An 8,451-nucleotide genomic window follows, 5' to 3' on the forward strand; every position below is an offset into this window, starting at 1 on the left:
GATACAACAGTTGCACTTGGATACATCAAGTAGATATCTGCTACGTCATCAACTAGCAATTGTTGCGCTTGTTTAGCTTCGTTAGCACGTGCATTTTGATCAAATGTTACGGATAATTGATCGATTAATGCATCCACTTGAGGGTTGGAGTAAGCACCAACGTTTGCTTTCGCACCAGTTTTGTAGAACAAGCTGAGGTACCAGTACGGGTCATTTGTAGACATAGTAACTACATTGCGTTCTACTAAATCAAAACCATCTGTACCAAGTGTGTCTACTTCACCAGCGCTTTGTAATTTCTTAAGAGTTACTGCAATGCCAGCTTGTTTCAATTCTTGTTGAATTTCTTCGTATAAGCTTGTGTCTTTCCCCCAAATAGCAAGAGTAACAGCTAATTCTTTACCATCTTTTGCATAGATGCCGTTTGCATTTTTAGCATAGCCCGCTTGAGTCAAGATTTGGTCAGCTTTTGCTACATCTGTCATCGGTTTATTAGCAATCGCATCATAGCCTAAGTTGGCAGATGGCGGGAATGGAGCCGCACCTGGAGTCGCACCATTACCAATGATTTTCGCCATGGAATCATAGTTAATGATATGAGCAATAGCAGAACGCACCGCTTTATCATGCAATGGAGATGCTTCTGTATGGTTCAATTTCAACATGAGTACACGAACGCCTGCGATATCTTGAATGTTGAAGCCATCTTTGAACAAGCTACGGTTAGCAGAGTCCACTTTTTGGATTACATCAACGTCTTTAGATTGCAACGCCATAGCACGTTTATTGTTGTCTTCGATGTCTTTTACAGTTACAGAATCAAGACCTGGTTTGCCGCCCCAGTAATCTGCGAAGGCAACGAGCTCAATTGTTTCACCTTTTTTGAAATTAGTGATTTTGTAAGGGCCTGTAAGAACTGGTTTAGATGCTACATCTTTAAGGTCTGCAGTATCCATGATAACGAAAGCAGGTTCAGTCAAGCTAGATAACAAGGAACCATTAGGCTCTGTAGTTTTAATAATCAAGTTTTGACCATCTACTGTGATGGACTCGATTTTAACTGCTTTAGCGGAACGAGCACTTTGTTTCATCGTATACTCGATGGACTCTTTTACCTTTTGTGGCGTCATTGGAGTGCCATTGTGGAATTTAACGTTTTCACGGATGTGGAATTTCCATGTTGTAGGGTCCACATTTTCCCAAGAGTCTGCTAATTGTGGAGTAAATTTCATATCTGGTGTTACCGTTGCCAATGTTTCACCAGCGCCGATACGCGTCAATGTCCACGCATCCCACTCGTGAGTTGGGTCTAATGTTTCACCAAACCAATACAAACCAACATTCATATGCTTCCCTTGTTTGCTGTCTTTAGCAGTATTATTGCCACAGCCGACCAAGAGAGCTACCATGCACAGCATAGTTAGACACGCTAATAACCAACGTTTCATAACTTCTCCTTTTTTTGAACATCACCTCTGTAAAAGAGGCTTTCACCATAAAACTCTATACACAGCACGGTTAACGAGATACATCGAGGGCATCGCGCAACGCATCGCCAATATAGTTAAATAAAACGACAGTAATAAAAATGGCAAGCCCTGGGTAAATTAACAGCCACGGCGCCGTTTGTAGGAAATCTCGGGAACTCAACAAGATAGCGCCCCACTCCGGATCTGGCGGTTGTACACCGATGCCGATGAGCGAGAAACTAGCTACCAAGATGATGGTCTCCCCTAAATGTTGAATAATGACGATCACCAACGGTGGCAAAACATTCGGCAGAATATAGCGCCACAGAATTCGTAAATTTGAAGCGCCCGACATGCGAGCAAAGGTAATATACTCTGCGTGGCGTTCAATTTGTACGAGGCCTCTCGTGATACGGGCATATTCCGCCCATTTCGTAATGCACAGGGAAATGATGACATTCGTAATGCTCGGTCCCATGATACCAACGAAAGCAATGGCAATGACCATGTTCGGGAAGCCAAGCACTAAATCGATTAAACGAGATAACCAACGATCAACGCGAGGTGTAGAGAATCCTGCTAATCCACCAATAACGATACCGATGGCCCCACTAATGCCAATGATGGTGAAAGCAATCCCTAAAGAGGCTTTACCACCGTACAGAATACGAGACCACACATCACGACCGAGTTGGTCAGTCCCTAATAGATGGGTACTACTAATGTCTTGTAAGCGGTCTGCAACACTCGTCGTTTCAGGATCAAAGGGTGCTATATACGGAGCACACAGGAAAAATACAATCCACAAAGCGGATAATACCAACATTGCGTATAAAGTATAAGGCTTTCGTCTACTCATAGGAGCCTCCTTTTATAGCGGCTCTTCGCTTCGGATTCAGCCAAACACTCAATACATCAATGATAATATTAATCACGATGAACACCATAGTAATCCAAATAATGTAACCTTGCATCAATACATAATCGCGAGCCATAATACCTTGCACCATCATGTAACCAATACCTTTTATGGCGAATACCGTTTCAATAACGGCAGAGCCACCTAGCATAGCGCCCATCGTTACCCCCATCATAGGCAATAACATAAGTCCTACATGAGGGAATATGTAACGGGTGTAGACCATCCATTCTGGCAAGCCTAATGCTCGCGCCCCCTGTACAAAGGGCTGTCGCGACACTTCTAAAATAGCATTGCGCAATCGACGAATGTAGAGACCACATATCCATAAAGCAAGGGTTACCGCGGGCAGTACATAAGCAGAAAAGCCAGTGGTATTCGTTACCGACACTAACTGTAATTTAACACCGAATAAGTACAGTAATAATAAACCGACCCAGAAGCTAGGGATTGCTAACGCTAAGAATGTAACGAGACGAACCCCATGATCAATCCATGAGTCTTGATACTTTGCAGATAGCATACCGAGCGGTATAGTCACCACTATCCCCATAACAAGAGCTAAGGATACGAGCCCTAAGGTATTAGGCAAGGCGCCACCAAGAATGGTCGCTACTGGTAAAGCGTACAGAATAGACTCACCAAAGTCCCCTTGTACAATTTGACCTAACCAACGTAAGTATTGCTGCCACCAAGGATCATTGAGCCCCAACTGCTCTCGTATCTGTGCAACTACAACTGGATCTGGTGTAGCTCCTAGAAGATTAAACTTCATCGACACGGGATCAATAGGAGATAATTTTATCAATACAAATGTACCGATGGTAACAACCAATAAAATACCTACAATACCTGCCAAACGCTGTAGTATTAATCGATACAATACATCACCTGCCTTCTTTATCAAAAACCACTACATTTTATTTTAACAATGATTCTTATTTTTAGATATACCCATATGGGTATATTATAATGATTCTCATTATGAAAGTTTAGCATATATACTAAAACGGCCCCTCATGAGAGGAGCCGCTTCTTATATAACCCTTACAGTGTCCATGCGAGTGCTTCACCACAGCTCGCATGCCTATCCCACTAGGCTGGACTGTTATATTATTTTGTATATGCTGTATGTGCTGTAGGTGCTACAGTGTTAGCAATGATCGCTTTTGCCATATCGCGAGTTACAGGGCGTTCAAAGTACATCGCATGGTTTTGACCATCTTTTGTCCAACCAACGAGGTATACCATATAATTACCACCTTTGAAAGTAACCTTTGTACCGTTTACTTTTTCTGTAGCTGTAACGCGATAATCCTTATAATCACCACTGATATCACCTGTTGTATTAGCTACGCGATAAATGATGCGTTTGCCTGCTGCTTGATTACGAGTTGCATCTTCGCCAGCTTGGTAACCATACACAACTTGCAATACATCTTTATTGATTGTGCTTACAGACTCAATATTATAGCCTACCGGTAATACTTTAGGTAGATGAGGCATAATATTCATGTATTTAGCGGCTTCATCAATAGTGCTAAACTCATGTATAGGATTTGGCATGCCCACCATAGGCGCCGCCTGTTCTGCTACCATAGGCTTAGCTGGATCAGGTGGTACATCATAAGTACCTTGAGCACCAGCTACAGTATAAGAACCTATGCACGCACATGCAACCGCCATCAATAGAAATTTTTTAACCATCCGTATGATCTCCCTTCGGTTAACATAAAAATTATTAAAAACACATTTATTTTGTATGTGATTTTTCCTCAACAATATTATGGATAATAGCCTTCGCCATATCTCGTGTAACGGGGCGATAAAAATCTAACGAGTGATTTTGTCCATCTTTTATCCACGATGCAAGATAAACCATTTTCTTACCACCTTTGAAAGTAACCTTTGTACCATCTACACGTTCAGTTTCTATCACCTTATGAATCTTATGGTCATCGCTGATATCACCTTTTAATGTAGTAGAGGTACGATAAAAAATAAGAGCACCACCGGCTTTATTTACGTACGGATCTATACCGGGTTCATACACGTACACAACCTGTAAAATATCTTTCTCAATAGTAATGATAGATTGAATATTAAATCCTACAGGCAATAGCTTTGGCATCTGAGGTCTAAACCCTATATATTCAGACGCTGTTTCTACAGAGGTAAACACATGTACAGGACTTGGCATAACAATACCAGGAACAGCTGCTTCAACAGACATTTCTAGGGGTTTAGAAACTTTAGTTTGTACACCCATCGCGCCTTGAGCCGCAACAACTCCATAAGTACTTACACAGACGCAAGCTAAAGCCATCAAAAAAGATTTTTTTAGTATTGAGGTCATAATAATATGCTCCACAAAACACATTTTGTAAAATTATATTTATCAAAATGCGCTTAATAAGTATATCCTAAATAATTGGGGAATTCAAGTAATCTTCATCATATATCGATTTTTATTAATATAGGTAAATAAAATCATTTATCAACTATGATATGACTAGTTACTTTTACCCAAAACATCAAGTATTAAGCTATTTCTTATGTACCATAAAGCCTGCCGCTTGTTGGTTCGCCATGATAGTTACATCAGAGATTTGCAAGCGTTTAGGTTGGTTTGTTACATATAGTACAACATCGGCCACATCCTCTGGTTGAACAGCCTCAATGCCAGCGTACACAGATTTAGCTCGTTCCGCATCACCGTGGAATCGTACTTCGCTGAATGGAGTTTCTACGATGCCTGGTTGAATGGTAGTAACCTTAATATCTGTAGCTATGGTATCCATACGAATGCCATCGCTTAATGTCTTTACCGCCGCCTTTGTAGCGCAGTACACTGCACCATTAGGATATGCATAAATGCCTGCAGTAGAACCCATATTTACAATATGACCTTCATTTTTATCAATCATAAAAGGTAGTACTGCTTTTGTTACATATAAAAGGCCTTTCACATTGGTATCAATCATAGTCACCGCATCATCAACAGCACTATCTTGGAAAGGATCAAGCCCTTGTGCAAGACCCGCATTATTAACGAGCACATCGACGCCACCAAAAGCCTCGATAGCTGCAGGAACCTTGCTTTCAACAACCTCACGACTACGCACATCAAGAACTAAAGTCTCAACACGCACGCCATATTCCTTAGACAAACGAGCCTGTACCTTGCCCAATAACTCAGCACGACGACCAGAAATCAACACATTATCGCCATGCTTTGCATAAGCCTCAGCAATACAAAGACCAATACCAGACGTTGCACCAGTGACAAAAACATTACGAGCCATAAAAGCCTCCACATCATCAATCCGTTTTATTCTAATAAGTTAATTATACCATTATGAAAATAAAAAAACGCTACCCTACCCCCTATAATCGATAAAAATAGTGTATACATTGGCGCCTTCCGCATCCCCTAAAATGATATATAGGCGTATCTGTATTTAATACGCTAATATTTGAGCTCTACCACAACTAGAAAGCAAATAGGCTCCCTATTCGAAGCCGCCTTGGGCGCTACGCGTAGCATTCTCTCCTTTTCCCCTAAATGATATGTCGGCGCAGATAGGATTTAAAAGAATACATAAAGTGGCTTATGGATTTAGGGATATGATAATAAAAAGAGGATACCCTTTCTGAAAACGACTTAGCGGCCCCGCATAGCGGGGTGGGTGGCTTTGGAGGCTTTCAGGAAGGGTATCCTCGGTCTATATTCTATTAAATATCTAACGCCACTTTATGCACATCTTTTATTTCAGATGCGCCAACATATCATTTAACACTTCCATGCAATCCCCTACGATGCCATAGTTAGCATGTTGGAAGATTTCTGCGTTTGGATCGTTGTTGATAGCCACGATTGTGTCAGCGCCGGAGATGCCGCTCACGTGTTGGATAGCGCCGGAGATACCAAATGCCAAGTATAGTTTAGGGCTTACAGTTTTACCTGTTTGGCCTACTTGGTATGGCAATTCAATCCAGCCTTTTTCAACGAGTGGACGTGTAGCACCTACTACGCCACCGATAGCTTCAGCAAGTTCGTAAAGTTTATCGAAGTTTTCTTTAGAGCCCATGCCACGGCCACCAGCTACGATGATATCCGCTTCTTGGATATTGTAACCATCTTTGCTGAATGGAATGAAGTCGAGACGCTTCATGCGAATGTCTTCAGGTTTAAGGTCAAATTGTTCAATTTGGATACGGCCCCAGCTATCTGCAATACGTTCAGGCTTTTTAAATACGTTAGGACGTACGGAGCCCATTTGAGGACGATGGTTTGGAGAAATGATTTCTGCCAAAATATTGCCGCCCAAGGCAGGACGTGTCCATTCAACAAGGCCTTCATTGGTATCTACCGTCAAGATTGTACAGTCCGCTACAACACCGTTTTGCATGCGACCAGACATGCGAGGCGCCAAATCACGACCGTTGTTAGTGGCACCAATCAAGAGGATATTAGGCTTATGATCTTCAAAGAAGTCTGTTAACACCTTCGTATAGCCATCAGTTGTATAGTATTTCAAAAGCGGGCTTTCAAAAACGTGAACAATATCGGCACCATGTGCTACGAGTTCCTCTGCTTCAGTTTGAACATTCTCGCCTAATAGCATAACTTGAACGAGCTGACCCAATTCCTTAGCAATGCGGCGCGCTTGGCCGATCAGTTCATACGTAACCGGATGTACCACGTCATCGATGGTATCGGCTACGACAAAGACGTCTCTATATTCATCAAAATTTGTCACGGCCATTACCGGTCACCTCCTTTAGAACCTTCATCACCTTTAGCAGCTGCTACCGCCTTAAATTCACTAGGGGATACGCTTTCAACAGACGCAGCCCGTTGCACAGGATCTTTTACATCTACGCCTTCATCATTGTCCTCAGCCACCTCAACAGGTGCATCATTTGGCACTAATAGATGAGCAAATTTTTCTGGCTTAATATGGTATGCCAATTCGAGAACCTTTTTAGCCCCTTCCTCTATGGATGGCAACATTTCTACTTTACCGCGGAGAGGTGGTTGGTACACCTTACGCACACGCGTAGGAGAGCCATTAAGGCCGATACGGCTTTCATCAATATGAGGCATATCTCGCAATGTTACGTGAGTGATAGTATACCGTTTCGCATAAATAGAGCTCCAAAGGCCTGGTTGGCGTGGCTCGTTGAGCTCAGCTGTGGCTGTAACCAATAACGGCAATGGAACCTCTACGATTTCATAGCCATTTTCATGTTGTCGTTTCACAACTGCTTTTTGAGCTGCTTGATCTACGGATAGTTCACAAGCATAGGTAGCTTGCGCCATACCGAGTTCCTCTGCAATTTGAGGCCCTACTTGTGCAGTATCGCCATCGATTGCCTGCTTACCACAGAAGATAATTTGGAACTGACGGTTCATAGTCCGTTGAATATGACGGATTGCAGACGCAATGGTATAGCTTGTAGCCAATGTATCGGCACCACCGAACGCACGGTCTGTAACGAGTACCGCATCATCAGCGCCGAGAGCTAAACATTGACGAAGTGCTTCTTCCGCCTGTGGAGGCCCCATGCTGACAACTGTTACACGACTACCTTCATATTGGTCTTTTACCGCCAATGCCGCCTCTAACGCATGCATATCGTCAGGGTTTACAATGCTAGGCAAGCCTGTGCGGATGAGATTATTTGTTTCCGGATCCAGCTTAATCTCAGATGTATCTGGAACCTGTTTGATACATACTAATAACTCCATACACTCACCCCTGTCTAAATTCTACGCCCTTAGCGTTACGCGGATATTTCCAAGTTTTTACGATTGTTTCACCACAAAGAACACGGCATGTGCCGCATTCTAAGCAACCGGCGAAATCAAAGGCTAAATCGCCATTTTCTTGCAATGTATATAGACCGGCAGGACAGCCGTTTACGAGTTTCATTTTCTCTTCCAAGCTAAAGCCAGCGCCATCCACAATGATATGAGGAGACGTTTCATCTACATAGTATTTATTGGCGCCCAAGCGCTCTTCTAATTTCATAGGGAACGCACCCCTTTCCAAGCAT

Annotated in this window: 9 protein-coding genes; all 9 read right to left on the bottom strand. The window is 42.7% G+C overall.

Going from position 1 to position 8,451, the window contains the following annotated elements; translation table 11 throughout:
• The coding region (locus Q7P05_RS00420; RefSeq protein ID WP_303930003.1) for an ABC transporter substrate-binding protein at positions 1–1,448 on the bottom strand (1,448 nt) is incomplete at its 3' end.
• Positions 1,449–1,518: 70 nt separating this feature from the next.
• Complete coding sequence (locus Q7P05_RS00425) at positions 1,519–2,328, bottom strand: ABC transporter permease (protein ID WP_303930004.1); 810 nt, start codon at positions 2,326–2,328, stop codon at positions 1,519–1,521.
• Complete coding sequence (locus tag Q7P05_RS00430; protein WP_105086441.1) at positions 2,321–3,271, bottom strand: ABC transporter permease; 951 nt, start codon at positions 3,269–3,271, stop codon at positions 2,321–2,323. The genes Q7P05_RS00425 and Q7P05_RS00430 overlap by 8 nt, the downstream gene beginning before the upstream one ends.
• A gap of 230 nt (positions 3,272–3,501) precedes the next feature.
• Positions 3,502–4,095 carry a hypothetical protein gene (locus tag Q7P05_RS00435; RefSeq protein ID WP_303930006.1) on the bottom strand — a complete coding sequence of 198 codons (594 nt, stop codon included), beginning with the start codon at positions 4,093–4,095 and terminating at the stop codon, positions 3,502–3,504.
• Between the two features lie 46 nt (positions 4,096–4,141).
• Positions 4,142–4,744: a hypothetical protein gene (locus tag Q7P05_RS00440; RefSeq protein ID WP_303930007.1), complete on the bottom strand. Its 603-nt coding sequence runs from the start codon at positions 4,742–4,744 to the stop codon at positions 4,142–4,144.
• 190 nt (positions 4,745–4,934) lie between these two features.
• Positions 4,935–5,693, bottom strand: coding sequence for an SDR family NAD(P)-dependent oxidoreductase (locus Q7P05_RS00445; RefSeq protein WP_303930008.1), 759 nt, complete (start codon positions 5,691–5,693; stop codon positions 4,935–4,937).
• Positions 5,694–6,155: 462 nt separating this feature from the next.
• Positions 6,156–7,157, bottom strand: coding sequence for an electron transfer flavoprotein subunit alpha/FixB family protein (locus Q7P05_RS00450; protein WP_105094009.1), 1,002 nt, complete (start codon positions 7,155–7,157; stop codon positions 6,156–6,158).
• Complete coding sequence (locus tag Q7P05_RS00455) at positions 7,157–8,143, bottom strand: electron transfer flavoprotein subunit beta/FixA family protein (protein ID WP_119206636.1); 987 nt, start codon at positions 8,141–8,143, stop codon at positions 7,157–7,159. Before Q7P05_RS00455 ends, Q7P05_RS00450 begins: the two co-directional genes overlap by 1 nt.
• Positions 8,144–8,147: 4 nt before the next feature.
• Entirely contained in the window at positions 8,148–8,426 is a 279-nt protein-coding gene (locus Q7P05_RS00460; protein ID WP_004694335.1) for a ferredoxin family protein, read from the bottom strand.
• Between the last annotated feature and the right edge of the window lie 25 nt (positions 8,427–8,451).

The organism is Veillonella dispar (genome assembly GCF_937975875.1).
Classification (GTDB): Bacteria; Bacillota; Negativicutes; order Veillonellales; family Veillonellaceae; genus Veillonella; species Veillonella dispar_B.